This is a genomic window from Bradyrhizobium sp. 179 (assembly GCF_023073535.1).
Taxonomy (GTDB): domain Bacteria; phylum Pseudomonadota; class Alphaproteobacteria; order Rhizobiales; family Xanthobacteraceae; genus Bradyrhizobium.
In genome coordinates this window covers 117,115-144,045 of record NZ_JADPJR010000102.1, presented here as the reverse complement: position 1 = coordinate 144,045, position 26,931 = coordinate 117,115, and the positions used below count along the sequence as shown (strand labels likewise).

Genomic DNA, 26,931 nt, shown 5'->3' with positions numbered 1-26,931 from the left:
TTCATTGAACTCGTATTTCTGGGGAGACACTCGCATGAAAAGGCTTTTAGCGGCTGCAGCCGGAACACTAACTCTGGGGCTGGTCGCTCCCGCCAGTGCGGCGGATCTGGCCGCGCGGCCATATACGAAGGCGCCTCCGATGATTGCTGCTGTTTACGACTGGAGCGGCTTTTACATCGGCATCAACGGCGGCGGCGGTTCAAGCCACAAGTGCTGGGATTTTGTGGATGCAGCCGGCATTTTCGGCGTCCCAGGCGCTCTGGTCGGCGAGGGTTGCCACAATGCTGTCGGGGGCACGGTCGGTGGTCAGATTGGCTATCGCTGGCAGTCGGCAAATTGGGTGTTCGGTTTCGAAGGCCAAGGCAACTGGGCTGACTTCAGAGGCGACAACACGAGCTTGGCGTTTGGCACTGATCGCAATCGCTCTCGCATCGACTCTTTTGGTCTGATTACCGGGCAGGTCGGTTACGCATGGAACAATGTTTTGTTCTACGTCAAGGGCGGCGCCGCGGTCGTCGGCGACAAGTATGATGTGTTTGATATTCCGACTGGCGCGCTCTTGTCGTCGGCGCGTGAAACCCGTTGGGGTGGCACCGTTGGCGCGGGCCTCGAGTATGGCTTTGCTCCGAACTGGTCGGTTGGCATCGAGTACAACCACATCTTCCTGGGCGATCGCACGATCGACTTCACCACGCCGGCTGGAGCCTTCGCAGGTAGCGACCGCATCCGCCAAGACGTTGACATGGGCTTGGTCCGCCTGAACTACAAGTTCGGCGGTCCGACGATCGCGAGGTACTGAGCAGCTTCATAAAAGAACGGGGGCCGGCTCTTAGAGCCGGCCATCTTCTTTGGAAGGCTCGAATGACAAAGACCTTCAGGCCAAACGTCCCTTCGCAGCTCGCCGTTGAGCTCAACGAGGCACTCGCTTCGGGTGAACCTCACACAATTTGCGGAGCATCGGGCAGGCACTCAGACATTTCAACATTTCAGAACTCTCAAAAAAAACTGGACTGCAGCGTACAAGCATCTATCGCGCGTTCGGCGACCAACGGCTTCCGAATTTTTCAACAATTCTCAGTGTGCTCACCGCCATGGGCTTGCAGATCAAACTAGTTCCACGCACTGGCGGCAAGGGAGCGTCGAGGACATGATCAGGGCTCTCCAAAACAAGTTCAATCTCGACTGACGCGAGCCCGTTTCGGGAGAGCAAAAGCCCCGCCGGTTCGCGCTAGCGGGCCTGTGTGCTAGCAACTTGGCGTGCCGCGCGGATCGTGCGGAACGTCGCGGCACCGGCCGCAGGAGCTGTCATAAGGTAGCACCTGCGGCCTACATATCCGCGGGGGCTCGGACGCCGCCGCACCTGATGGAAGCCCGTTGTTCTCGTTTTGCGGAATGTTCTCATGCTGCCTCGGGTACTGGCCTGTTTCCGAGCGCGGTGGCCTGGTTTGAAAATCACAGTGGCCTGATTTGAGGAACCGGCCCGGAACTTTCGCGTTTGAATTGCCGGTTACGTCATGGAGGAAGGCCATGGGAGCGCGCCGCCGATTTAGCCAGTCTTCGCCCTTGGAAGAACGACTTGCCGAAGAAGCGAAAAGCCTACGCGAGCAAGCCAAGAAGCTCCCGCATGGACCGCAGCGGGAAGCCTTACTGCGTAGAGCCCGACAAAACGAGGTTGGCGCTCACATGACCGAATGGCTTATGTCGCCCGGCTTGCAGCCGCCGGAGTAAAGCGTAAGATTCAGGTGATTTGCGAAACCAAATGGGGGGCAGCGTGACGGCGCCAGACCTCGTTTTCATAATCACCATGGTTGGATTGGGCGCTCTATCCACGGTCCTCGCGTATATGCTGGTGCTGAGCCTCTAAGGCGCCCGTAAATCTCCGAAATGGACAGAGAGTAACGCCGCCTCAGTTGGCGGGCCTGTTCTGCGGGTGCAGGTTCGCGCTGGCGGGCCTATCACGTCGTGCTCAAAGGTGACGCCCTCGGGATCGTTCTCATCGAGCCATGCCTGCGCAACCTCTTCGGTCGCGAAGACCTTCAGAACCTCGCCCTGATCGTAAATCCAAACGGTCATAATTCGCGCTCCGGGACGTCCGCTCTTGGTCTTGGATGCACGCGCGCGTCAACCAGGACCTCCGTGATGGCGTCGCGGAGGCTGTCCCGATCAAGGATCTGGATTTCAATGGTGGTTGCCGCGTCGCGCTCGCGCGTGAGATAGTCGGCCAGCGCCTTCATGGTGTCGTCGTAGCTCTGCTCGATCTGCTCGGCGGGTTGAGGCGAGCCATCTTCACGATCCTCCCGCGCTGGACTTCTTCTCCTCTTGCCGCTTCCATTTTTGGAGATAGCCCATGCGCGATCTGGCACTGAACCGAAGAAGGCACTTCTCAGGGTTTGAGAATCGGCGATAGCGCCTATCGCGGAGATCTCGCAGGAAATCGCAAAGGCTGGCTCGCGCGAAGCACGACGGAAGTCGGCAGTGACGGCTCCGGAATAGGGGACGTGGAAAAGGTTTGCGACCGGATCGTGAACTGACAGAAACCGCTGAGTCTGACGGGACGATTTAAGCCGCTTTATGATCCGCTCGCGTCGCCGGGTCGGCGGGTGAGAATTCTCAGCGCGGTGGTTGAGAGCTTTGTGGTGGCGATGGTCGGTCGGTGTGAAAGCCCATCTCGCCCTTGCAGCGCCGTACGAACGGGGTTTGTACGTGATCATGACGCGCGGCGGCGTGGCGCCGAATTTCAAGGCCTTCTTGACAAGCCGCTGCGCAGCGCGCGAGTCTCTTCGGCGCTGGATTAAGACCTCGAGAACGAGCCCTTTCTGGTCAACAGCGCGCCAGAGCCAATGTTGTTCGGCCGCGTCGAGATAGCGATTTCGTTCAGATGCCATTTGTCGCCGCGCGCGGAGCGCGCTGGCGGATCCAAAAGGAGAACGCCTTGCCGAATTGGTTCCCCGCTGGCGCACGGTTTAATAGGTCACGACAATGCCGCGCGCCGCCAGCATTTCCTCGACAATGCGCGAGCTTAAGGAAACGGGAAATACATCCAAACGGCATAGCAGATCACTTCCGGTGGGAAACCATGACGGCGAGAAAGAACCCCGGGCGGTTGGCATGCCGCTCGTCTGCCCGCTCGGCCGCTCCAATTCGTTAATTTGACCGTGCCTTCTGCCCTCAACCCTCGGCTGCTCCGTCCTGTCAACGCCATGCAGCTGAAGCACTACACTCTTCACGTATTCAAACCGATGCGAACAATTGTTTTCGCGGCGTCTCCTTTCTTTGAGGTCAGCGACGACTCCTCATCTTGCCCCCGGAGTAGCGGAAAGGGCCGTCCACCCCAGCACGAGAGCCCGGTGCGGCTGGCCCGCACGCGTTTGGCCCTTTACACCGCATTCTGGTGCTCCAGGCCGGGAAGCCCAATCGTTGTGGGGCGCTAAGCACGGCCCCGCAGACACTTACCGAAGCGATCGGCGATGGGATCTCGAACACAAATGCGCAAAACTGCTTCATTCACGATCTGAAGCATAGCCGGGTCTTAGGCTATTCGGACCCGGCCATCGCAAGCGCGGCGACAAGCGCCGCGATGCTGTTTTTCAAGCGAAAGGAAGTCGGGGTCTCCACGCTCCCGATCGAATTTCAGTCGGACCCCGTTGTCGATCTGTTCGAGGAGCCCGCGCCGGCTTCGAGTTCATCGAGGATTTCCTCTCGGTGGCGGTCTGCTTGATGGTGTCACCACAGCGACGCTCTGGCGCGAGACACTCAGGTAACTACATCCTGAGGCGCGCGAGCTGCATCGACGCGTGCTCCGCCTCCGGAAGGGAGTAGCCTGGGGCGATGCTCAACAACGACTTACAGAACGCAGGCGTGAGCTTGCCGCGGTGGATCACGACGTTCTCGTGCCCCGTGGCGGCTTGAGCGCTCTGCCATTGCCGATTGTAGCCGCGCTGTTCATTGGACTTCACGTGGCAAGCGGCGAAGTTGGCGACGCCCAGCGTGGCCAACTGCGAGGCACGCACCGGCAGCTTGGTATGGATGTGCACCCACATCGGATCTGGCTTCCTACCACTGCGCAGCGCCTTGGGCTGCAGCTTGATCTCGAACAGCGTCGCTGGCTCGATCTTATTCAAGGCTTGGGGTGGATACACAGACGCAAGTTCTTCGGCCGCCCGCAACTGTTCAAGGTACTTCTGCGACGGAAACGCATAGGTCTTCATGCAATCGATCGTGATCCCCGCCTTTTGCGCGTTCACTGAGTTTGCCTGTCCCTGAACCTCGGACAACATCGCCTTAAGCCGGACTATTTTGTTGTGCACTTCGGTCAATTGCGCAGGCTTGAGTAGGCCACGTCGGCGGGGCTCCTCCAGCGCGGCTACACAGGTCTTAATCTCGGTGGCCTGCGTCTGCAGGCGCTTAAGGACGAGATCCACGACGTGGTCGGCGTCCTCGGGCTTCATCTGGCGCGCTTGCGAGACGGCGCTTTGCTGAGCCGGCAGATCGAACTCCAGCAGCTCGTCCAATCGCTTGAGTAATCCCGTCAGTGCGTTCCTGGAGGGCGGAGCCTGCCACATCGCCAGGTGCCCGGTCGCCGATGATGACGCCCTCGCGCGTGCCTCCTCCGCACTCGCGAGTTTCTTCGTACCCAGATCCGAGAGTACGATAACCGTGGCAGCGTCGGGCCTGGCGAGCTGCGGCTCGCGCAGCCTGGCCGTCGAACTCCCCTCGCCTGCGGCCGGTGCGCGCTTGCCTTTCCCTTTCCTGCGCGGCGCGTGGCTCTCAGCCGCTAAGTCGGTCTTTTCCGATATCGCAGTCTGGGCAGGCGGCTCCACTTGCGTCTTTGGCTGCACTGCCAATAGTCGCGTGACTTGATGCGCGGTGACCCATGCACCTTCCATGATCTGGTCCAACTGTTCCAATAGAAGGTCGGCATCCGTTCCAGCATCCCTTAGCGTGGCACCGATGCGTTCCACCCCTGAGGCCAATTCCGAATGCCGTTCCATGACTCCTTCCAGAACGGTGCAGTGCTCTGCGTCGAGTGGCTCTCCGTGCTCGTTCAGAACGGCTTTGTACGTCGAGTTGAATGCCGGAAAAGCATCCTGGATATAGGTCCCGAGCAGACGCACCCGCCCGTTCTCATCCATGAGGGCGTCCCTCACGGTTGGTTCAAACGTGCTCGCCTGAGACTCAATCAGAAGCTTCGCGAGCTTAATCCGCGCTTCCAGATACAAGCACCCATCATAAAGTGCCGAGCCGGTATGCAGGCGTAGTGCGGCCTCGATGGGCTTCCGCATCTCGGGCGTCGTGCTTGGCAACTTGGCAGTGGTCTCGCAGACGGACACCATCCGTTCCGAGCGTAACAGCTTCTTTCTCCACCACTCGATGACAGGCACATGGTCCTTCACCATACTGGAAGCCACTCGGCTCAACTGGTCGGGGGTAGCGTTGGATTTGATCCGCTGGAACAGGTCTGCCGAAGTCTTTCTGCGCTCTTGCAAGTCGGAGATAATCGCTCTGCCCACAATCTTGCCTTGACGCCCCGCATCGACCACGGCAGAGCAGCATTGACGGGCCTCAGCGTCGGACAGAATGATCGGCGCGACGGCCGGGCGCAGGCTCGCGTAGTACTCCAGAACTGCCGAGCCTGCTTTGACGAACCGATCGGCCAGCTCTAGCGCCTCCTCCGAGTTCTGGGCTTGCATGCCCGCATTACCGCAAGCGGCAAGTTCCTCACGCAGGCGGTCCATGTGTCGCCTTGCTGCGTTGATTTCTTCCTCTGACGAGGAAATGGAGACTGCCACACCGGAAGTTGGCTGGCTGGCGACCGGCGCCGTGTCTCCACCCTCCGACACTGAGGTAAAGCCGCGCCGCCGCGCAGTGACTGCACGTGGCGCAGCGGCTGCACGTGCCGCAGCGCCTAGGATTCGATCTGGGCCAACGGAGGGACCGGAAGACCTGTCGCCAAGGGCATCGTCGGCACCGCGCGCCGTGCTAGCGGAGGGCGTCCCTCTATCTTGGGGCCCAGAGCGCATCCGCTCCACAACGGAATCGAACGATTGACTGCCTTCCCTAGGGGCTAGACTTGAGTGCGAGCGTGAACTGCTCGATCCGGCTCCAGCATCTCCAGTGCGCGATCTTCCAGATCGGCCAATGCCCGTCATATTCCATCTCCAATCAAGTCGAGAATGCGCAGCCTGTCTGGATAGACAGGCTGGCTGACGAGTAGCTGACGAAGGGCGTTTTTCCGGTTGCACAGGAAACCCACACCGCCGTGGATCGTGGTCGAGTAGTTCGGCCATTTGGCGTTGCCCTCACACATCCGGGCAGACGGCTTTGGCGAGTAGGCCGGCGGAATCTCACCGCCGGCCTCTCAAGGATCCCAGCGTGAGACTCTCGCGTCACTAGGCTCCCATCAGGCGAACGAGCCGCGTATGCCGATCTTCCATTGTGCGAACAACCCGGGACGTTCGCGAGATAGTCGTTCGAGAACGCGGCCGGTCTTGGCCTTGCGACCCCATAAAGCGTTTGAACTTCCGCATCATCCAAGCCTCGATTGTCTGATTGACGTATCGAAGGATTGACCCAGAGGCGCCCGCCTGAATCGACCGTAATACACAATCCCCCGCAGGAGGGCATTGAGCTGCCGAGCGATGTCAGCCATTGACACATGGGTCCGCTTTCGGAGGTTAAATCCCGGATTGCCGCCCGCATAAACTTCAGCGCCGAAGCGCTGAGCCGAGGCAGAAAACTGCAAAACACCGAGGCGTTTTGAGAGCTCTTTGCCTGTCGCGGCCGGAAGCAGTAGCCGAGGAAGTCAAACTTGACGTTCGAAACCGGGCATATGTCACGCGCGAGGAGCACGATCCGGCGCGAGCGCTTCCTTCAAGTTCACTTCTGAACCGGCCCCTGCAATAGCGAAATACCAGTCGGTCCCAGCCCGCTCTTATCATTCGAATCGTCTTGTCCCACAGGCAATCTTCGAACAGCGCGCTCCAGGTAATACGACGGATCATCGTCAGACGAATCCGTCTCGCAGCTCTCTTGACTGTCGCTATCCTCGACTTTGGAAAGATACTTTGTAGGCCTGTCTACTCGGTGCCACTGGTCGTTCTCGTTCTTCGTCCACACTTTTGGATGCTGTTGAGGATCAAGCACCCAGTTATTGCGACCCACGAACAAAACCCATTTCCGCTAGATGGGGTTCCATACCTCCTACGCCAGGACGTGATAAGACCAGCGGATGATCGCCGTCCATTCGCAGTTCATGCTCCAGCAGGATATCGCCCGCGTTCTCGGCGAGCGGATAAGTAACGCGTAGGTCTACCACGGACGTGATATCGTTACGCCCGAACTGTTGGCGACAATGGTCTCCCTTGATCCGGACCGAGCCTCCGGCTCCTAAAAGCCCTACAGTTTCGTTACCCCAACCTGATAGCTGAAAAATCGCGCGGGCTTATCCGGATCATCGTAAGTACTGGAATAGCCTCCACCCACCGACAGTTGCAGCCCGCTCGGCTTTCTCCGAACAAAATCCGAGTACTCGTGCGGGTTACTGGCGATGTGCATGATTTCACTGGACAAGAATCTCTTCACTTTGCGCATGAAAGACTCTCAGTCGACGATCTTGATAATGGGCGGATTGGAACGCAGGGAGTACGGCGTCGCGCCCGCCGACGACGACCCACCTCGCTCCAGGCCGGCAACCGCTTCCGCAAAACGGAGCCACCGATTCTGCCATACATCAGATCGCTCCCGATCGGCAAAATGCACGCGATTGAGTCGTGCCGCGACAAGCTTTGCCGAGGAGGATATACAACCTAGCTGACCACAACCTGACCAAAGCATCTGTCCGCACTCCGATGCGACTGCCAAGCACTCTGCGGAAGACTTATTGGCCGTCAAGCTCTCTAGGATCGGGGCGCTTCGGCTCAGACGGAACAACTTGCTGACGCGCGGTCGTGCACCATGCGAATTCCGGAGCAAGTCGCCCACCGATTCCGAGATGATGCACCATTCTGATCAGACGTAGAATGACAACAACATTTTTTCCCGCGTCCGGATGGAGCAGAACCGACATTGCTTGGCGAGTGACCATCACGTGGGTTTGCTAGCCCAGAAGAGTCGGCGCCCAATGTGAGCCTTGCAGGAAGACGCCGCCATGCAAACCACCAAAATTATCGCTCGCCCCACCAGAATTGCCAGCGACAGATTGCGTTCGGTCATCAGGGCATCAGGTGTGACTAGGAGACTGAGACACAGACCTCAGACGTGTTGTCACTATCCAGGATGCGAATGCAATCCATCCAAAGAATTGATTTCACACTTCATGTGCTGCCGGGTAGGGAAAGCGCCGTGCATCACGCAACATGGTAGGTTTGCTGTCGGTAAAGCTGCGATGAGTACGTGATCATGGACGCCGCGATCGGATTGTAGGCACGGTTTTGCCCGGTGCGGCCAACTTCATGTCACCCCCCGTCTTTGGATTGTGCGGCCGTTGAGCAGTTCATTCCACAGCGTCTCGGTGATTTTATAAAAGTTAGAAAAAGGAAGGCGCGGCAGGACGGCCTCGTTATGGCGTTCTCCAGCTGAGCGTAGCCGCGCTTGGCCATCACTGTCGCTCCAGTGATCGGAGCACGAAGGAGACTCACCTTCCAGGCCGAATGAGGAAGTTCGTTGCTCAAGCACGGAACGTCTGCGGGCGTGTGAGGCTTTGCAAATTGAGGGCCGCGATGCAAATTGCCTATCATCGCTGCTCCCCATCAAACCTGCGGCCGTGCGGCTGCGCTCGCCATCGGGAGCATCGATCGTGATGAGGAGATTTAGATCCAGACCATGGAACGGCATTGTCACTGCTCCGCCATGTGAATGCATCGGTCCAAACCATCGATTTCACCAATCAATGTGTTCTCGGCAATCATCTCGAACTCAGGATGTCGGCGACAACTACCGGGATTGTTCCGGCGCTGAGCGGGGTGCTGCCCGCCTATCGATGCATTTGATTGATTGCCGCCTATGTCCCGGTGGCGAGAGCACATTCGACGTCACCAAGATGCATGCGCGCCACGTGAGACAGTGAACAACGCCAGTCGAGCTTACAATGGAATCCCGATCCAGTATGCGATTCGCCAGCACCGCTGCTCTTTGTCTATTCCGGATTCCAACGCTTACGCGGAGGCCGGACTGTTCAATTCCGCGCATGCTCGAACCTGACGTGGTGGGTGTCTTGGCGTGACTTAATAGGAGGTCGCGGAATGCGAACGCTACTCGTTGATCATGAGACAGACCCAGCGCGCGTTGTACAAGAAGCGCTCTCCGATTGCGGTTTTGCCGTTGACGTAGCGTGCACCCTGGACGAGGCGGCCGCCGCTTTTTGTTGCGCCAGCTATGACATTCTCTTGCTCGAGTTGGTTCTACCGGATGGGGACGGCTTGGATTGGCTGAAGCAGTTGAGACGTGACGGACATTCGATGCCTGCCGTGATGATGAGTAACTTCAACGAGCTCGGTAGGCGCATAGCGCTATTTAACGGCGGTGCGGACGACTTCCTGCCCAAGCCCGTATCTACTGATGAACTCATCGCACGGATGCGCGCTACTCTGCGCCGATCAACGCAAATGACGGCCCCCATCGTTACCTTTGGCAATCTGCGATTCGATTCGATCGGTCGGCAAGCGTCGGTCAATGGTCGACCGCTGAAGATTGCCCGCCGCGAGGTGTGCATTCTCGAACATCTGCTCAGCCGCGCCGGCCGCACCGTGGCTCGCGCGTCATTGCAGGATAGCCTCTATGCATTTGACGACGAGGTCTCCACCAATGCGCTTGAGGTCGGAATCTATCGTTTGCGCGGTCATTTGAGTCAGTCCGGTGCGTCGCTACGGATCAAAACCGCGCGCGGGATCGGCTACGTCCTTGAATTGAAATGCGCGGCATCGACCGCGCAGCCAATCGAACTTGAAAGAAAAGACCATCTTGAGCATCATTCTTGACAAGCATGCCGGCGTCACTCGAAGATCGATCGCCGCCAACGGCCTTTCGTCCACCTTTCTTCCTTGTCTTTCGCAGCTTTTGTGCGTGGTCGTCCTGCTATTCCCGGCTGCTGCCGTAGCTCAGATCAAGCGGGATGATGGAGGTGGGCCGCAGCGTACGGCTGCCGACGGCATTAGCGGAACGCTGACCCTTTCCTCTTCGCTGGGTAAGACGATTCATCTGCCAGCGCCAGCTGCGAGCATCTTTATCGCAGATCCTACGGTCGCGGACTATCAGGCACCTTCGAACAAGACCATCTTCGTTTTCGGCAAAAAATCCGGGCGGACCACCTTGTTCGCACTGAACGAGGGCGGGGAGGCTCTCGCTGAACTGCGTGTTGTCGTCACGCAACCGATCGAGGATCTGCGCGCCACGCTGAAAGCCCAGGTCGGCGACTATCCCATCCAGGTAAGCTACACCCCGCGCGGGGCCATCCTTAGCGGTACGGCGCCCAATGCGGAGATCGTCGACATAGCGATGAAAGTGACCGAGCAGTTTCTTGGGTCTGGTGCGCTCGTCGTCAACAAGATTCAGGTGGCGGGGTCATTGCAGGTGAATCTGAGCGTGCGGGTGGCGGAGGTCTCCCGGAGCGCCATGAAGGAGCTCGGCGTCAACCTCTCCGCTTCCGGTCAAGCTGGCCCTTTCACTCTCGGCTTGGTCAGTGGCAGTGGTGGTGGATACGGCGCGGCGCAGGGCGGCGGTACGGCGAAGATGGGAGTCAACACTGGCCATGTGAACGTCAGCGCTATGCTCGATGCACTGGCTCACGAGCGCCTCGCTTCCGTACTTGCTGAACCGAACCTCACCGCAATGTCAGGCGAATCCGCCAGCTTCCTCGCCGGCGGCGAATTTCCCATTCCGGTGTTGCAGGACAATCGGCAGGTCTCTGTCGAGTTCCGTCACTTCGGCGTCAGCCTGGAGTTTGTACCGACCGTTCTCAGTAACAATCAGATCAATATCCGCGTGAAGCCTGAAGTCAGCGAACTATCGTCACAAGGTGCTGTCAACATCAACGGCATCTCCGTGCCGGCTCTCTCCACCCGGCGTGCGAACACGGTTGTCGAGCTCGCCAGCGGCCAAAGCTTTGCAATTGGTGGGCTTATCCGGCGCAACTTCAGCACTGAGATCACGACTTTCCCCTGGCTCGGCGACGTTCCGATACTTGGTGCGCTATTTCGCTCATCGTCATTTCAACAGGATGAGACGGAACTCGTGATCATCGTCACGCCTTACGTCGTGCGGCCAAGATCGAACTCGAAGCAGATGAGTGCGCCCACCGACCGCATCGCTCCGCCCTCAGACCTCGCGCGCAGTCTGACGAACACATTGGCAACGCGCTCGCCTGTTCGCAGTGCTCCCCCGATAAGCGTACCAGGCGCGACAAGGGGCACCGGCCACATCATCGAATGAGGATCGACCAATGAGATTACGATTCGTGCGCCCCCTCATCGGTCTGACGGCCAGTCTAGGTGGCTGCGCTAGCACCGCGCCGACCTACCTCGAGCCGACCGCGCAAGCGATCCTGGTTGAACAGGAGAAGAACGTCTTACTGTTACAGACCCTTGGAGGGCCCGAACGGCAGCGTCTGCGTTATTTCATAGCAAGTACCGGTCGCGGTCGGTATGACGCGCTGCATCTTGATATCGTCGGCTCACGTCGGCTCGGGGCGCAGATAGCAGCTGAGGCCCGCGCAATGGGCGTCGACGCTCTCAACATCCGCCTGTACAGTCCATTCATCGATAGGCGTGATGGCTCTTCCGCCCGAATCGAGGCGATTACGTACGAGGCGCGCCCTCCTGTTTGTCCGTCGATTGCGATCGTCGGCCCTTCAGTGAACGACAATTCTTTCGATCCGACGCTTGGCTGCTCGATCCGCAACAACTTGGCCGGCATGGTCAACGATCCGCGCGACTTGATTGACAATCAGGCCGTTGTGCCGAGTGATGGCAATCGTGCGGTCATTCCCGTTGCCACATACAAAACCTTCGCGACCGGCAATAACAGCAACTTGGGTATAGCTAACAACAAGCTGCCATCAGATCCCACGTCTGCCGGCACCCAGACCGTGCAGCCGTCTCGATAGCGAGAACATCAGTCATTCGATGCGACCTCATTCACAACACGAACTAGACTTGGCCGGCGGCAAAGAGTGCTTTTGCGACAGCCTCGAAATACTGGACAGGAATGGAATTGCCAAGGCTAGCGTTGCAGATTAGCTCACGGACCAGGACGTGATCATCGACGATACTGAGACGAAGGCGCCTCGCTTCATCAAAGAGCCGTGAAGCCGCCTCCCCATCGCCGCGGCAAACCAGGACCGGGACGCCCGTTTCGCCACGGATGTAGCGTACCCCGACCAGCAGCTCGCGCCCAGTCAAGATCAATGTCGCGCGACGCACGCCGAGTGGAGACTCGCTCGCCTGCTCCCGCCGAAGGCGTCGGTGTTCGCGTTTCACCTCCGGACTGCCTTGCTGCTCCTTGTCCTCGCGCTTCATATCGCTCTTAGTCATGCGCATGCCGCGCAAAAACAACCAGCGCTGGACGAGGAGATCGACCAATCCGCCGATCAGAAATGCACCACTTGCAATCCCGATCAACAGTTTCACTTGAATGAACACGAACTCGAAGCAGCCCGTGCCGCAAACCGGCAGATAGACCAGTGTCTTCCACGCGCCGACAACGACGAGGACAAAGATCGCGCCGAGGCAGAAGACCTTGACCAAGGTCTTCCCAAGCTCGATGAGCGAACGCAAAGAGGCGATGCGCTTCAGTCCGTTGATGGGATCAATGTTCTCGAATTTCGGCTTGATCGGCTCGGAGGAGAACACTAGTCCACCATTGGCCAGGACCGTCGTCAGAATTGCGCAGATGACCATACTCCCAAGAAGCGGGCCAACAATTCTCAGTGCAAGTTCGGGCAAGACGCCGAGCGCAAGATCGACCGCAATATTGAACGGCTTATCAAGCAGCTTGTCAGTCAGCATGAGCGCTTCACGACATTTGTCGTAGATGGAACTCGCTTCTATCCAGAGATAGCCGAGACCGGCGCAAGCGCTGAGGGCCCTGACTAGATCCGTGCTATGCGGAACCATGCCTTTCTTGCGCGAATCGCTTAGCTTCTTTTCAGTGGGGGCGAGCGTTTTCTCTTCGCTCGTGTCGCTCACTTCAGTTTCCTTTCAAGCCTCTCCAGCTCTCGGCTCGACTGTATGATTTCGGATTGCATGTATTCGATGAGATAGATCGTATAAGTGACCATGACGATCGCAAAGCCTATATTCTTGATCGTCAACGATAGGTCCCGCGGGTTGAATTGCGGCGCAAAGCGCCCGAGCAGGAGCGCGGATATGTCGGCCAGCAAGAGGAACGCTACCACAGGTCCAGAGACCAGGACGGCGGTACGTATGATGCTGTCGAGCACGCCCCACAACTCCAGTGTCCCTTGCATGCTCAGCGTGGGTCCAAGCTGATAAGCCGGCCAAACCAGATAGCTGCCGTAAAGCCCGCTGATCATGGTTTGCAGCCCGCCCGTGACGACGAAGATCGTGATCGCGGTGGTACCGATAAGCAGTCCCGTCGCCGAAGCCTGACTGCGTGTCGCGGGATCGGCGGGAGTGACTACGCTGCTGATGCCCCGTTGCGTGTCGATGAACTCGCCGACGGCCTGAAGACTCCAGAGGGGAATACTGAGCAGGGCGCCGATCAGCAGGCCGACACACGTCTCCTTAAGACCGAGTAGCGGGATCTTGAGCAGACGGGTGTCCGGATCTAGCTCCTTCAGGCCATCGGCGATGTGCGCCAAGTATGGTAGTTCGAGTGCAACGGCCAGGCAACCGCGGATCAGGCCGCCGATCTGCGGACGCGTAAATACCGGAAGCACCAGCATAATGCCCACGGGGCGGGCCGCACCAAGGCTGGCAGCAACGACGAGTTCGATGGTTGCCTGGATCAGACTTTGCGTGTTGGTGGTTGACAGATCATACATGACGGGCGGCTGCTAGTAGCCGGTCGTGAGCGCGGGAAAATCAGTGAAGATCTGCTTGGCTTGTTCGATGAGCGGGGCGCTCAGCACCGGAGCAAACAAACCTATAATCCCAACAATAACCAAAAGCTTCACAGTCAGTGGCAATGTCTGATCCTGGATCTGCGTTGCCGCCTGGATGATGCCGATGACGGTTTCGGCGACCGCCGCTGCAATGAGCGGCGGCAGAACCCAGGTCATGAAAAGCACCAGTGATCGGCTCATATAAGGGAGAATAGTGGCCTCATCCATGCTCACCCTCCAGGTGTTGTATAGCTCAGCACTAGCCCGTGCATAAGCCGCGACCAGCCGTCAATCGCCACGAATAGGAACAGCTTGAAAGGAACTGAGATCACTGTCGGAGACACCATTGACATGCCCATGGCCATCAGAATGGTCGTTACGATCAGATCGATAGTGATAAACGGAAGGTATAGCAAAAACCCGATTTCGAAGGCACGCTTGAGTTCTGAGATTAGAAAAGATGGGACGAGAATGACAAAATCATCGGCTGTGGCTCTGCCGCGCATCTCTTCCGGCCAGACACGTTCGGTCGAGGACAGGAAGAAGCCTCGCTGTTCTTCATTGGTGAAGTTCTTGAGATAGGCTCGCAGCGGCTCCTGTCCCTCTTTCGCAGCGGCTACCCAATCCTCGAGCGTTTGATAGCGGAGCTGCAGATCGGCGACTCGATTGTAGCTCTGCTCAAAGACGGGGGCGCTCGTGAAAGCGGTGAGCATCAATGCCGCGCCGTATAGAACGATGTTCGGTGGAATCGACTGGGTCCCAAGCGCATTGCGAACGAGGAAGAGAACGACAGATACCTTTACGAACGCCGTGGTCGTGACGACAGCGAAGACCAACAAGCCGAGCGCGGCCGTGACCGCAAGAAGCGGCAGTATTGCTGGTTCAATGTTAGTCATTGCCCGCTAACCCGCCACGCAGTCTAACGCCGAGCTCGTCCCCAATACGTACTATGTCGCCACTCCCGATACGTACGCCGTTTGCAAGGATATCGACCGGGCCATCGACCGGCCGGCCAAGTTCGAATACATATCCTTTGCTGATGCTTCTCAAGGCTCCCAGCGTGATGGGCCAGCGGCCGCATTCAAAGACAAGCGAAATCTCAATATCGTCGAGATCGGCTTCCGAAGGCGGCTGCTGTGAACCGGGTAGTGTCGTCATGTGCGCATACTCCAGAGGGCGCGGCCGCAAGCGAAACGGTCCGTGCAGGATCAGGTGGTTGCCAGTGACATCTGCCGCGGTCCATAACCGGCCCGCAGTGAGGATGATCTGACCGCGGGCGAATGGCATTACATCCGGCAACAAAGCGTCGCCCTTACGCGTTTTGCGAAGAAGCGAGGCTGACGCCCGGAGGGAGCCGACCTCTCCTGCAACTGTAACGGGTAACTGTGCGGGGACCTCACACAACTGTCGCGGCAATTGGCCGAGCAGCTTGCCTAAGGCGCGGAACGCCGGCGGTATCGGTCCATCAAGAGGCGAGAAAAGAAATAGGCGACCTTTGCCCCTGACCGGACCGTAGATGATGTCGAGTTCGATATAAGGCCCGTTCTTCTCGGCCTTTCCAACATGAAGGAGTCGCAGTTGCTGCTCTGTCTCAGTCTCCAGGTGCGCGAGCAACGGTTCAAGTGCAAGTTCGAGAACCAGCGAACGACTTGGCTCGGAAAGTAAAGCTAGGCCACTCTGTACTGTCGAGATCAAGGCCTCGGCAAGCGCATGCGGTATCGACAACACGAGCTCATCATCGCCGAGGCCCCAAACGCAATCGAGCATCGACAGAGCCGGAGGTTCCTCCTGCCACACAAGTCGTTCCAGTCGCACCGACAGCGGCTTGTCACAAAGGTTACTCCGCAAAGAGGCGGAGGGCCGCACGTTTCTGTTGAGCCACGTTACGAGACTCTGCGTTAAACGCTGGGTTGGCTCGTACTTCGCGTATGCGTCCGCGCGAGTTGCAGGAGGCGGCTGTACAGGGCAGCGCATTTGCTTCCCAACTGGACTAGCTGTCATCAAATTGAACCGCCCGCCACCGGCATGGGCAAACCCCTCCCATGGCGAAGCAAGACTTCATCATCGGCCTCTAGCTCGGCTGTTACTTCCGAATGGGTATCGGCCGCACGCCGGACGTCGGTCTCGATTTGTCGCCATTTATGAGTCGCTGCGGAACGCTTCGCCCAGTGCGCACGCCTCTCGGATGCGGCTGTCTCGGCCTGCTTTTGAGCGATACGCGCCTCCTCAAGTGTGCGGCGTTTCGAGGTGATCTCGATCGCGAGCCTCTCAAGGGTGAGCTGGCAATGATCGAGTTCAACGACGGACAAGGTACCGGCCGACATCAACTGTTGGTAAACCTCCGCCTGGGCCTCTGTATGATGCTTTTCAGCAATTGCAAGTTCCTGCCATGCGTGCTCCGCGGCCGAGGTCGCGATATGAAGCTTGGCTTCCATATTGGACAACTCACTACGAGCACTACGCTCGCGCATATCCTTTACTTGCCGCAAGCTCGAAACGTGTATGCAACTCATGCGGTCAGATGGCACATCCATGTGACGGTTTCCTCAAAAGTGGACGCATCGTTTTCACCTTGGCGTAAAAACTCGCGCAGATCATCGATCGAAGCGACAGCTCGGTCCGTCAGCGGATCGCTGCCTTGCTTGTATTCACCAACCTTGATCAAAAATTCGGCCTCTGCATGACGGGAGATAAGATCACGGAAGAGGGATGCTGCCTTGCGATGCGGTGCAGATACGACGGCATCCATGACGCGGCTGCGGCTCGACAGTACATCGATGGCGGGGAAATGCGCCCGCGCCGCGAGAGCGCGTGAAAGAACGATATGACCATCGAGAATGCCACGCGTTTCCTCGGCGATTGGATCGCCCGTGCCGTCACCTTCCACAAGCACGGTATAGAAGGCCGTGATTGAGCCACGCTCACTCATACCAGCGCGCTCCAGCAAACCTGGCAACATTGCAAAGACAGAGGGAGGAAAGCCCCGGCGGGTCGGTGGCTCACCGGCAGCAAGCCCGATCTCGCGCATAGCGCGGCTAAATCGCGTCAATGAATCCATCATCAGAACGACGCGCAGGCCTTGATCGCGAAAATATTCGGCGAGCGCGGTTGCCGTATAAGCACATTGCGCCCGCTCCGTCGCTGAGCGATCGGAGGTCTCAACGACGACGACCGTGCGGCGGAGGGCAGTCTCCCCAAGATGCCGCTCGATGAATTCACGCACTTCGCGTCCACGCTCGCCTATCAGCGCAACCACGGTCACGTCAGCGACCGCGCCTTTTACGATTTGCGACAGTAACGTCGACTTGCCGCCACCAGGCTCTCCATAAATGCCGATGCGCTGGCCCTCGCCGCATGTCAGAAGACCATCCAAGGCGCGAACACCGAGTGGTAGAGGGCGATCGATGATGCACCTTGTCATTGGATTTGGCGCTTTGCCGCGCAGCGGACGCGTCTCCACGGTTTTGACTGCGCCCCTGCCATCGAGAGGACGGCCGAAGCTGTCGATCACCCGCCCAAGCAAATTGGGGCCGACCGGCACTTCGTGCATTCGGCCAGTGGCAAAGACTTCTGCGCGGCCGGACATGCCTTGCAGGTCACCGATCGGCGTCAGCAACACGCCGTCCTGCAACAGACCGATCACCTCGGCCTCAAGCGACCATCCGGTGCGCGGATCCTTGAGCACACAAACTTCTCCAATACGAGCATCCGGCAAAACTGCATGGATTAACGTGCCGAGCGCCCGCGTGATCCGCCCGCGTACGGCACGCGTGTCCACATGGCTTGCCGTAGTTCGCAGACGCGCCAGCGCCGCGTGCAGAGTCCCGTCTCCATCAGGAGAGCTATGGTCTGGTCTCGGCGCCGTCACTATTCGTCTGCCTCATGATCTAAACCAAAGCCCAAACGCAGTGCGCGGAGCTGCGCGTCAAGTCCGAGATGGATATTGCCAAATTCGCTCCACAGCACGCATTCGTTCGCTGACAGCGCCGGGTCCGGAATAATTCGGACCGCCGGCCGGTCCTCCCGTCCGTCACAGGCAGCAAATTCGCGCGTAAGCGCATCAGCATCCATGGGGGACGCATGAAGGGTCAGTTTCGCCCCGCCATATCTGTGCGAAATCGTGTGACGAACCGTCCTCACCAACATCTCGCCGGGATCGAAATCGCCCAGTAGATCAGTTACGATGTCCATCACGAGCGCTGACAGTTCCTCCTCCAAAACGGCCTTTCGTCGTGCCACTTCCGAGGCAGCCTGCGCCACCAGCTGTGCCATTTCCTCGGCGCCGGCCCTCACCCCCTCGGCATGGCCGCGCGCACGCTCCTTCTGAAAAGCTCTGCGCGTCCAGCCGCGAATGCGCTTCAGATTTCGCTCGGCCACGGCACGCGCCTCGAGGGCGCTCTGCCAAATCTCGAGATCCCTCGCCTCTATGAGTGGCCCAAGCGGGCGGATGTGCGGAGCGACGGGCGGCGCAGTTTCGTCGGCTGTCATCCCGCTGGGGCCTCCCTCGTCAAATGGGCCAACACCGGTGAAAACAATTGGCCCGCGGCATCGCGGTGTTCAGTCCCCGGATTGTCGGCGGCCGTTCCGACAGCTAGGCGTAGAAGCACGCGGCGGCAATCAAGCGTTGACGCTTCATCGAGCCAAGCGCCGAGGCAGGCATGTCCATCGTCTTCAATCCCTAGCGCGAGTTCTTGAGGATCAGCAATTAATCTGGTCGAAACCGCATGCGCTGCATGTCGGATCCCGAAAGCCTGCACCTCGGAGCCGACGTGCTCGACCAGAACGGCGACATCATGCTTTGAAATCAGCCTTGTCAGCGAACGGGCATGCCAAATGCCGCCGGCGAGCAGGGCAGCCCTGCTCGGATCATGCCCGAGGAGAAGGTCTGGCCCGAAGTCACTTCCGTTCAAGCCCATTTCATCTTCAAGCAGCAACGCTTGCAGTCTTACCTGCAGCCTAGGACTCTTCTGCAGTCGCACCAACGTCGCGGACGAGAGGTTCGCGTCAAGTCGCGCGGCAAGGCGGGTCGGATGAATCGTGGCAGCAAGCTTACGGATACCTACAGAGGCTAGTTTCAGCGGATCATGCCGCTCGGCAGACGGATTCGGTCTCGTCATGTCGGACACCACGCTACGCCGCATTAGGCTTAATCGCTTTGCGAATCATCTCCATAGCAGAGACAGCCGAGCGCCCACCAACAGCGCTAACTTTCTGAGATGATTGCCTGCGCTGGCGCCCACGAGCGCTCAGCAAGACGCAGGACAGCACGCCGAATACAGACCCGCCGAGACCCATGCCAACCGCAACCAATGGCGTCGAAATGACTCCAGATGCTTGGGCGAAACCAGCCGCAGCCGCCGGTCGCGGCTCTAGTGCGGGCCGCTCGACTGAGACGAAAACAACAGCCACCTTGTCATAGGATAAGCCCTCGATGCTGTTGGCGACGAGCATTTTAATCTGCGGCAGCAAGATTGAGAGATTTGCCCTTGAGTCATGTCGGATGAAAACCGACGCCGAAGATGGCGTGGTGTCACGTCGCAACAGGTCGTTCTTTGGCAGAACAACGTGGACGCGCGCCGAGAGGACGCCATCGATATCACTGATCGTGCGAGATAATTCCTCGCTCAGCGCATAGACGTAACGGGCGCGCTCCTCGATTGGCGAAGCAATCAGACCCGCCGCGCTGAACACTTCGCCCAGACTCTTGAAAGCGTGGCGCGGCAACCCTTCGCCATTCAGCAGGTCGATTGCGGAAGCAATCTGAGTCTGCTCGACCTGGATCGTGATAGTCCCGTCCTTAGCAGCAACGCGGAGCGCATCGACCCCGTTCTTGAGGAGGACCGCAAGCATTTCATTGGCCTCACGCTCCTGAACTTTCGTGTAGAGATCGGCTTTGCAACCAACCAGGGCAAGCAGGAGCGGCAGCAGAGCCAGAAGTTGAAGCCGCTTGCGGAATGGGCGCGCCTGACCGCTTTCGCGATCGATTAAACCAATCATTCGCCCCACTCAGCCCGCCGATATCAGCTTATTCAGAGATGAACCGAGGCTACCGATGCCATTTGAAATGAGTGTTACCTGGATGACGCTGTCAGAAACATCCTTCAGATTCGCCAACATCGCCTCGAAGTCACCTGCGCCACTGGGGGCGCCCGGCACACCCGCTCCCGCTTTGCCCGGCTGCAGCAATAGAGGCTCCGACGTCGACCCGGTCTCCGCACCTTTTGGAACTGCATTGACCGGATACATCGCAGAAAGGTTCTGGAGGATGCGATCGCCCAGCGGGCTCGCCTGTGTTGTTGCACGCGATACCTCGGATATCGGCGGAACGGGCGCCGCTCCCGTTACTGGAGCCGCAAGGTCTGGAACCGAAGCCGCTTGCAAGAGGCTCTGCTGAAACTGGACCTGCTCGTCGACCGCTGTTGCCGAACAGGCCTTGGACAGGCCTTCTAGATTGTGAGAGATCGGCGCAGCGCCTGACATCATCATGGAAAGACTCGCTCTCATCGAGATGTGATACGACCAGCCGTTCAAGCCGATTAGCGGCTCAATGTCCTAGACAGGCCAGCTGACGACAAGCTGACGAGTTCGCCCGCACATCGCCATCTAAAGATCACGTTTCGCGTTCACGTACCGAACGTACTCCTGTTAGTTTAAGTCAACGAGAACCATGAATGCTCATCCGATCCATAATCCCGCACGTTTTGAACGGAGTTCTGTGTGTCGCCGTTTTCGTTTCCGGCGGAACACAGATCGCGCGCGGCGCTCCCCTGTCGCTGCCCTCGACCCCTTATCGGTATACGGTTCTGGATCAGGAGCTTTCTGCCGCGCTGCAGGAATTCGGCAACAACCTCAATATTAAAGTCACCATCAGCGCCGAGGTGAAGGGTCGGATTCGCGGGCACATGCCGGACCTGCCACCGCGCGACTTCCTTGATCATCTGACTCAACTCTACAATCTTCAATGGTATTACGATGGGCTCGTGCTTTACGTCTCTACCGCAAAGGAAGCGCAAACTCGTCTGCTTGTCCTAAGTTCAATCAGCTGCGACGCGCTCAAGGCAACCCTCGATGCGCTCGCCATTTCCGACGAACGCTACATCATGAAATCGGCTCCGGGAAATGGCCTAGTCCTTGCGTCCGGTCCACCACGCTTCATCGCACTCGTGGATCAGACGCTCAATGGTCTTGTGGCGGAGGCGCAGGCGCGACCTCGCTCCGTCGAGATGCCGTCCCGGGAATCTGTGCTGATGTTATATCGCGGCGCCTCCGCGACGATCGTTCGGGATGGGCGAACTGAAGGCCCGTACTCTTCAGACATGCCGCGCCAGGAGGGTGCCTTGCCTGCGCAAGGGCCGGGCCCAAGATGATACAGCTCAATCAGCCGTTACGCGGGTTGTGCAAGGAGCCTGGACCGATCGTCCGGTCAGACGCCGCACAAGCACGGCGAGACGTGCGTGTCGTAAATCGGCTCCAGAACACGAGAATTGCCGCTGCGCCACCTTGTCCACCAGTCTCCGGATGTCCGGTGGTAGTGTGCGGGAGGTTCTGCAAAACCTGAGCGGCTGAAGCGGTCACAGTAAATCCGGTATTTGCGAAGATCACCGCCCATAGCGGAGCAAGGACCATCACGACCGTGACGAAGATTAGGACGGATGGCTCTGCCGTCAACCAGCTTATTGCGTCGGACAGGGATCCTGAAACCCCTGATGCAGGGTGCGGTGCAGGAAGCTATCGAAGCCGCGATGGCGGAGGCGCTGGGCGCGGCGAGGCGCGGCTGGGCTATCGCTCCGGCTACTATACCCGCTCGCTGATCACCCGGGGTGAAGGTGCCGCAGGACCGTCAGGGGCGGTTCTCGACCGAGCTTCAACGCTATCAGCGCTCGGAGAAGGCACTGGTAGCGGCGCTGGCGTTCGGACATCAGTCTTGAATGCTCGCGGTTTTGCGACTGCACCACATTTTGCGGCTTGGACGGGGTTAACACCGAGGGCACAGTCGAGCGGCGGGAAAGAAAGGTTCGGGGCGGTATCAAAGCGTGGAAATCGGCAACTACGGACGCTCTTGATCCTTGGTGCGACCTCAATCATCAAGCTTGGCAAGCGAGGCTTGAAAGTCCCGCTCTGGATTCGGATCATGCTGCAAAGACGGCCGTCAAGCTCATAGCGGTGGCGTTCGCCAATAACTTGCGCGCACCATCTGGGCCTTGCTGTCAGAGGCGGCATCTATCATGCGCCGCCTGCAATGCTGAAAACCTAATCTTAAGAACTCTCCGGCGGAAGAAGAAAGCTGCCAAGGAGGCAAGGTGCAAATCTGGATGGACCCCGAATGACGACATTCCCGGTAGCAATCAGACCGCCTGACTCACTGCGCTTCGAGCGCGAGAAATTGATTGGGCGATTGCTTCCGCGGATATCATCGTGGCCAGCGGCCAGGCGCCGCGTTTACTGGTCGAACATATGACCGCACAGTCGTCCCTTGTTCAACCAGAGAAAGATCTTGCAGCCCGGGCCGTTCCACATATGAGTCAGAGCCCCTTTTGGATGCCGATCGGGAGTCCCAGTCCAATGCCGATCGAGACCCGTGTCAGCCACGACGGGCTGGTGTGGATCAGTGGGAACTATTACAGCATACCCGACCATACGCGGCGCATTGTCGAGGTGCAGCAATTGCCCGATGTAATCCCATTCTCGATCAAGCCGCAATCGTTGCCGTCCATCCCGTTCTGGAGAAGGCCGCCGGCGAACTCGCGTCGCGCCCGAGCATCGACAGGCGGCCAACCGGTCCAGGTCGCGACCTGGCGTATCCGAAGCCCTCGTCGATCGGGCCGGCGATCACATCGCCAAGCCGGTCGCTGGGGTTTTACCAAGGTGTCGCAAACGGCTCCCCCAATCGGAAGGCCGGCCATAACCATGCACGCGCAGCCGGCAGCGACCGACAACGTCAGGAAAGGCCTAGTCGCACTCAAGATGCCACGTGCGCTCAGAATGCTGGACAGCACCTGCGGCGAATTGAAAGAGGGTGAGGTCACCTGGATTGAGGCGCTCGATCACGCTTATCGAGGAGCTGACGGTGCGCGACAGTCGCCGTGTCAGCACCGCGCTGAGAATGTCTCGCCTGACCACCGTCAAAACCCTCGCTGGCTTCGACTTCGCATTCCAGCCGTCGCTCGATCGCAATCGCATTCTGGAGCTTGCCGAATTGAAATTCATCTGCTTGCGACACCGCCAAGAGCCATCTCGCGACGGCACTCGCGGTCGAGGCCGTGAAGGCGGGAAAGAGCGTCGCGTTCGCCACGCTCGCGGACATCGTCATCACCACTTTGCGCGAGCACCTGCGGTTCCTCGCCCGCGCCTCCTTCCATTCGACGCGTCCTGGCTCTCTGAGCCTACTACAGGTGTCCACTCATTCGGAGGAGGTTCGCGTAGCTGCGCACCGTCAGCTTCTCGAAAGCTAAGTCTCCTAGGCAGAAGGTGTCGATCTGGGCCCGGCGTTAGCTGTTGGATCTGCCAAAGGAGAATCCGATGGATCCGTTCCACAATCTCGGCCAATTCGAGCCTCCGGATTTCGCCCGGACGGACTACGACGAGCTGCAACAGCTCCCAGTTGACCAAGCGGGGTTTCAACAGCACCTAAACGAGTTGCACCTACGCGAGCGCCCGCCCCGCAATGCAAATCGTCGCGGCGACCCTTATAATGTGTCGAACAGGGATGCGGACTGGTTGGACCACGGGGAAGGCATCTCGCGGTCGACGTGGAATCCGCCCACCGAATCTGAACAGGGGAGCAATCAGCATGTGCTTTTTGCGGCCGCAAGTCGCGGTGGCCAGTTGCCAGCCGGCAGTTTCAGTCCGGCGGACGTTTGGCACGGCCTGGATTCAGCGGTCCACTTGCCGACGCATAGTGTCGACCAGCAGGAGTATTCGTGGGCGAACGCCGATGATGATTGGCCAACGACCTCCACTGTTCCTTGGGAGCAACATCACGGGGGATCCTTCCTCGACCCGCGGCCATGGCTCGGCGATGGCAATACTTCAGAAGAAGGGCACTGGTTAGCCCCGGCAGAGGCGCAGTGGGTCCAAGCATTGAGCGACGCGCGGGTCTCCCCCGCCGCTGGCGGTCCGACGAACGTTGAAGGCCCCGTCCTCCAGCAATCGCAGCTTGATGAAATCCTGAACAGTTGGGCTGGCGAGGAGGAGCAGACAGAAGACGAGGACCGGCAAGAGGCGGTAAGACGAATCAAAGCCTGGGGAGAGGCCGGCGACGTCTATGCACGGCTGGAGCTACCATACCTGTGCCTAACGACCTTGCCCCCAGCCTTTCCGCCCGATCTCCGGACGCTCGACGTCAGCGAAAACGAGTTGATGCACCTACCCGACAACCTACCGGCCGAACTCCGGACGCTCGACGCCCGCGGCAATCGCATGACAAGCCTGCCTGAGACCTTGCCGGCGGCACTTCAGTTACTCGCCATCGGCAGCAATGAGCTAACCAGCCTGCCCGTAACACTTCCGGATGGCCTTCAGACACTCGCCGTCGCCAGCAACCGGTTGGCCAGCCTGCCTGAAACCCTGCCGGCCGAGCTCCAGCAGCTCGATGTTCGCAGTAACCGGCTGACCAGCCTGCCGGAGACCCTTCCGACCGGACTTCAGTTACTTGAGGTCGGCGGCAACAGGCTGACCAGCCTGCCCGACACTCTACCGCCCGAACTCCAAGAGCTCGAAGCCGACGGCAACTGGCTGACCCGCCTGCCCGACAGCCTCCCCGCCGAGCTCCAGTTGCTCTTCGTCCGTGACAACCGACTGACTAGCCTGCCCGAGACGCTCCCGCCTGAGCTCCAGAGGCTTCATGCCGGCGGCAACAGGCTGACCAGCTTGCCCGAGACCCTCCCGGCCGAGCTTCAGGTGCTCGAGGTGCGAGACAACCGGTTAGCCAGCCTGCCGGAGACCCTGCTAACGCAGCTAGATTCTGGGTGTATGGTTTATCTGGAGGATAATCCGCTGCCCGAGCGGGTGCAGACGAATCTGGCGACGGCCCTGAATGCGCGAGGCTATACCGGCCCTCGGGTCTTCTTCTCAATGGGCCGGGAACCGGCGGTGAATCATGAGCGGCCGCTGGCGCAGGCTGTGGCCGACTGGGTCGAGGGGGAGCCGGAGGTTCTGGCCGCCTGGCAGAACTTCGCTGACGAGGCGGGTGCGCCGGAATACGCGCGCTTCCTCGACAGGCTGCGGGACACCGTAAATTCTGGCAATCCCCAGTTCCGGCAGGCCGTGATTGAGGATCTGCGGCAGGCGGCGACCAGGCCGCAATTGCGCCAGCAGTACTTTCAGCTGGCTTTCGAAGCGAGCGAGAGCTGCGAGGATCGCATCACTTTAACCTGGAACGGCATGCAGACCGCACGCTTGAACGCTGAAGTCGAGGATGGCGCCTATGACAATCGGCTTGACGATCTCGTTCAGCACGGCCGCGTCCTGTTCCGCCTGGACGCGCTCGAGCAGATCGCCAGGGAGAAGGTCAACTCGCTCCGCTTTGTCGATGAGATCGAAGTCTATCTGGCCTATCAGGTCAAGCTGCGCGAGCGGCTTGAGTTACGGCACATCGCCCCGGACATGCGCTTCTTCGGCGTGTCCTGGGTCACTGAGTACGACCTCAGCACGGCTGAGATGCGGGTGCGCGACGAGGAGGAGACGGGGTTGGCCGACTATCTGGCAACTCGGTGGCAACCCTGGGAGACGGTGCTGAGCCGGATCGCACCCGAACCCCATGCACAGATGCAGCATCGGCTGCTCGAGGCGATGGGGGAGGAGTTCGACAGCCGACTCCAGCAACGGCTCGCCGGTCATGAGCTAATCGGGAACAGCGATGCCGAGCGGCAGTTCGGAGCGCAGATCCGCGATGAGATCGTCCGCGAGATCAAGGGCGCGCTGACGCGTCAAGTGCTCGCGGACCATGCGCTTGAGCTGTGAAGCGGCCATCGCGTTGCAAGGAGCTGTCAATCCTGTTTTCACTCAGGCGTCGGCGCGTCATGGTCGGCTCCAGACGCCCGCGCGGAGGCGCGGAGGGACCATCTTTGAAAATGTAGTGCTCGGCCGGCAGGATCTAACCGCACGGCGGCGCTCGATCTTTTTTCGAACGATTGCCGCGGCGGGCGCGCCCGGCAGCGGCGCAGGTGCTTCATCACCTTTCGCAACATCGACCGACTGCCGCCATCGTTTACGTAATCTGCCGCCAGGCAATCAGGCTATTCCATCCGGGGTGAGACGAGGACTGGTTGACTGGCTCATCGCATAAGGCGTTCGGAATTTCCTTTGTACCTCCTGACGAGCCCAGCGGGTGCCGAGTCGCTCGGCGGCATAACGATGCGGCAAATCCCTGCATCACACCTGGTATCGGCCATGGCGTATGCAGGAAAACCCCATCAGCCGATCAATTGGAGTTCACGCTGAGTGCTATGCCGGGTAAAGCGTGACGTGAGACTTCCTGCCCACGAGCAAGCCAGGAGACGAACACAGGGATCTTACGAGCGGGTTTCGACACCCCTTTTCCAAGCACCACGCTTGCCGCACGCAACGGGGCTAGCGCAAGAGAGGCGCGTCGCAAATCAAACTGTATCACATCTCTTATGCCGCAGCAGTTCCCTGCCGCACTTAGCACCCACCGGGGGTTCCCAAAAAGGCCCCGCTCACCTAGTTGGTAATCGAGACAACAGAACCAATACGTCCGCTACTATTAGCTATGCCGGGTCACTTCTGTAGGGCGGCACGCCAGCGCAGCGGGCGGGTGCTTGCATTGCGCGATATCGTGCACCGATCGTTGCGGACAACGTGATTTGGTCCGCGCAATCGGAATACGCTGCGCTGTCGCCATTGCTTGTATTGCA

At 59.2% G+C, this 26,931-nt stretch carries 23 protein-coding genes and 4 pseudogenes; 11 read left to right on the top strand and 16 right to left on the bottom strand.

Annotated features, from left to right (window positions below):
- Positions 1-34: 34 nt before the first annotated feature.
- Together IVB12_RS23680 and IVB12_RS38450 are read left to right on the top strand one after the other, a co-directional pair.
- Entirely contained in the window at positions 35-799 is a 765-nt protein-coding gene (locus IVB12_RS23680; protein WP_247275794.1) for an outer membrane beta-barrel protein, read from the top strand.
- Positions 800-947: 148 nt separating this feature from the next.
- Positions 948-1,151, top strand: a complete 204-nt coding sequence (locus IVB12_RS38450) for a hypothetical protein (protein ID WP_346015858.1) — start codon at positions 948-950, stop codon at positions 1,149-1,151.
- Between the two features lie 709 nt (positions 1,152-1,860).
- Here the strand turns inward: IVB12_RS38450 and IVB12_RS23670 are convergent.
- The 5 genes and pseudogenes from IVB12_RS23670 to IVB12_RS23650 all read right to left on the bottom strand — a co-directional run bounded on the left by IVB12_RS23670 (position 1,861) and on the right by IVB12_RS23650 (position 8,832).
- Entirely contained in the window at positions 1,861-2,073 is a 213-nt protein-coding gene (locus IVB12_RS23670; RefSeq protein WP_247302574.1) for a hypothetical protein, read from the bottom strand.
- 281 nt (positions 2,074-2,354) lie between these two features.
- Positions 2,355-3,110, bottom strand: a pseudogene (locus IVB12_RS23665) (IS6 family transposase); the annotation flags it as partial.
- Between the two features lie 651 nt (positions 3,111-3,761).
- On the bottom strand, positions 3,762-6,149 hold the full coding sequence (locus IVB12_RS23660; protein WP_346658520.1) for a hypothetical protein: 2,388 nt from the start codon (positions 6,147-6,149) through the stop codon (positions 3,762-3,764).
- 1,246 nt (positions 6,150-7,395) lie between these two features.
- Positions 7,396-7,590 (bottom strand): hypothetical protein, encoded by a 195-nt coding sequence (locus IVB12_RS23655; protein WP_247302570.1) that lies wholly within the window; start codon positions 7,588-7,590, stop codon positions 7,396-7,398.
- Positions 7,591-8,448: 858 nt separating this feature from the next.
- Positions 8,449-8,832: a hypothetical protein gene (locus IVB12_RS23650; RefSeq protein WP_247275797.1), complete on the bottom strand. Its 384-nt coding sequence runs from the start codon at positions 8,830-8,832 to the stop codon at positions 8,449-8,451.
- A 407-nt stretch (positions 8,833-9,239) separates the two neighbouring features.
- Between IVB12_RS23650 and IVB12_RS23645 the strand changes: the two genes are divergently transcribed.
- The 3 genes from IVB12_RS23645 to IVB12_RS23635 are packed head-to-tail and all read left to right on the top strand — an operon-like array spanning position 9,240 to position 12,097.
- Positions 9,240-9,974 (top strand): response regulator transcription factor, encoded by a 735-nt coding sequence (locus IVB12_RS23645; protein WP_247302568.1) that lies wholly within the window; start codon positions 9,240-9,242, stop codon positions 9,972-9,974.
- 28 nt (positions 9,975-10,002) lie between these two features.
- Positions 10,003-11,424: a type II and III secretion system protein family protein gene (locus IVB12_RS23640; protein WP_247302591.1), complete on the top strand. Its 1,422-nt coding sequence runs from the start codon at positions 10,003-10,005 to the stop codon at positions 11,422-11,424.
- Positions 11,425-11,434: 10 nt separating this feature from the next.
- Positions 11,435-12,097 carry a CpaD family pilus assembly lipoprotein gene (locus IVB12_RS23635; RefSeq protein WP_247302566.1) on the top strand — a complete coding sequence of 221 codons (663 nt, stop codon included), beginning with the start codon at positions 11,435-11,437 and terminating at the stop codon, positions 12,095-12,097.
- A 43-nt stretch (positions 12,098-12,140) separates the two neighbouring features.
- Here the strand turns inward: IVB12_RS23635 and IVB12_RS23630 are convergent, their stop codons facing one another.
- From IVB12_RS23630 to IVB12_RS23580, 11 genes are all read right to left on the bottom strand, one after another.
- Positions 12,141-13,178, bottom strand: a complete 1,038-nt coding sequence (locus IVB12_RS23630; protein ID WP_247302564.1) for an EscU/YscU/HrcU family type III secretion system export apparatus switch protein — start codon at positions 13,176-13,178, stop codon at positions 12,141-12,143.
- Positions 13,175-13,996, bottom strand: coding sequence for a type III secretion system export apparatus subunit SctT (gene sctT, locus IVB12_RS23625; RefSeq protein WP_247302562.1), 822 nt, complete (start codon positions 13,994-13,996; stop codon positions 13,175-13,177). The genes IVB12_RS23630 and sctT overlap by 4 nt, the downstream gene beginning before the upstream one ends.
- Positions 13,997-14,008: 12 nt before the next feature.
- A complete protein-coding gene (locus IVB12_RS23620; RefSeq protein WP_247275802.1) occupies positions 14,009-14,284 on the bottom strand; it encodes an EscS/YscS/HrcS family type III secretion system export apparatus protein in 276 nt (91 codons plus the stop codon).
- A 2-nt stretch (positions 14,285-14,286) separates the two neighbouring features.
- Positions 14,287-14,952: a type III secretion system export apparatus subunit SctR gene (gene sctR, locus IVB12_RS23615; protein ID WP_247302560.1), complete on the bottom strand. Its 666-nt coding sequence runs from the start codon at positions 14,950-14,952 to the stop codon at positions 14,287-14,289.
- Positions 14,945-15,823 carry a type III secretion system cytoplasmic ring protein SctQ gene (sctQ, locus tag IVB12_RS23610; protein ID WP_346015491.1) on the bottom strand — a complete coding sequence of 293 codons (879 nt, stop codon included), beginning with the start codon at positions 15,821-15,823 and terminating at the stop codon, positions 14,945-14,947. Before sctQ ends, sctR begins: the two co-directional genes overlap by 8 nt.
- A 233-nt stretch (positions 15,824-16,056) precedes the next feature.
- Entirely contained in the window at positions 16,057-16,590 is a 534-nt protein-coding gene (locus IVB12_RS23605) for a hypothetical protein (protein ID WP_247302557.1), read from the bottom strand.
- Positions 16,566-17,924 carry a type III secretion system ATPase SctN gene (gene sctN / locus IVB12_RS23600; protein WP_247302555.1) on the bottom strand — a complete coding sequence of 453 codons (1,359 nt, stop codon included), beginning with the start codon at positions 17,922-17,924 and terminating at the stop codon, positions 16,566-16,568. Before sctN ends, IVB12_RS23605 begins: the two co-directional genes overlap by 25 nt.
- Positions 17,924-18,544 carry a type III secretion system stator protein SctL gene (gene sctL, locus IVB12_RS23595; RefSeq protein ID WP_247302553.1) on the bottom strand — a complete coding sequence of 207 codons (621 nt, stop codon included), beginning with the start codon at positions 18,542-18,544 and terminating at the stop codon, positions 17,924-17,926. Before sctL ends, sctN begins: the two co-directional genes overlap by 1 nt.
- Entirely contained in the window at positions 18,541-19,173 is a 633-nt protein-coding gene (locus IVB12_RS23590; protein WP_247302551.1) for a nodulation protein NolU, read from the bottom strand. The genes sctL and IVB12_RS23590 overlap by 4 nt, the downstream gene beginning before the upstream one ends.
- A 13-nt stretch (positions 19,174-19,186) precedes the next feature.
- Entirely contained in the window at positions 19,187-20,053 is an 867-nt protein-coding gene (sctJ, locus tag IVB12_RS23585) for a type III secretion inner membrane ring lipoprotein SctJ (protein WP_247275809.1), read from the bottom strand.
- A 9-nt stretch (positions 20,054-20,062) separates the two neighbouring features.
- The gene (locus IVB12_RS23580) at positions 20,063-20,542 is read right to left on the bottom strand and encodes a nodulation protein NolB (protein WP_247302549.1); all 480 of its coding nucleotides are present in this window, start codon (positions 20,540-20,542) and stop codon (positions 20,063-20,065) included.
- A gap of 185 nt (positions 20,543-20,727) precedes the next feature.
- Here IVB12_RS23580 and IVB12_RS23575 point away from each other — a divergent pair, with 185 nt between their 5' ends.
- The 6 genes and pseudogenes from IVB12_RS23575 to IVB12_RS23555 all read left to right on the top strand — a co-directional run bounded on the left by IVB12_RS23575 (position 20,728) and on the right by IVB12_RS23555 (position 26,017).
- A complete protein-coding gene (locus tag IVB12_RS23575) occupies positions 20,728-21,423 on the top strand; it encodes a nodulation protein NolW (protein ID WP_247302547.1) in 696 nt (231 codons plus the stop codon).
- Positions 21,424-21,708: 285 nt separating this feature from the next.
- Positions 21,709-21,966 (top strand): annotated as a pseudogene (locus tag IVB12_RS38445) (transposase); the annotation flags it as partial.
- Between the two features lie 44 nt (positions 21,967-22,010).
- Positions 22,011-22,217: pseudogene (locus tag IVB12_RS23565) on the top strand (transposase); the annotation flags it as partial.
- Between the two features lie 942 nt (positions 22,218-23,159).
- Positions 23,160-23,204, top strand: a pseudogene (locus IVB12_RS38265) (hypothetical protein); the annotation flags it as partial.
- 112 nt (positions 23,205-23,316) lie between these two features.
- Positions 23,317-23,508, top strand: a complete 192-nt coding sequence (locus IVB12_RS38260; RefSeq protein ID WP_346658519.1) for a hypothetical protein — start codon at positions 23,317-23,319, stop codon at positions 23,506-23,508.
- Positions 23,509-23,575: 67 nt separating this feature from the next.
- Positions 23,576-26,017: an NEL-type E3 ubiquitin ligase domain-containing protein gene (locus IVB12_RS23555; RefSeq protein ID WP_247302545.1), complete on the top strand. Its 2,442-nt coding sequence runs from the start codon at positions 23,576-23,578 to the stop codon at positions 26,015-26,017.
- The last annotated feature ends 914 nt before the right edge of the window (positions 26,018-26,931 follow it).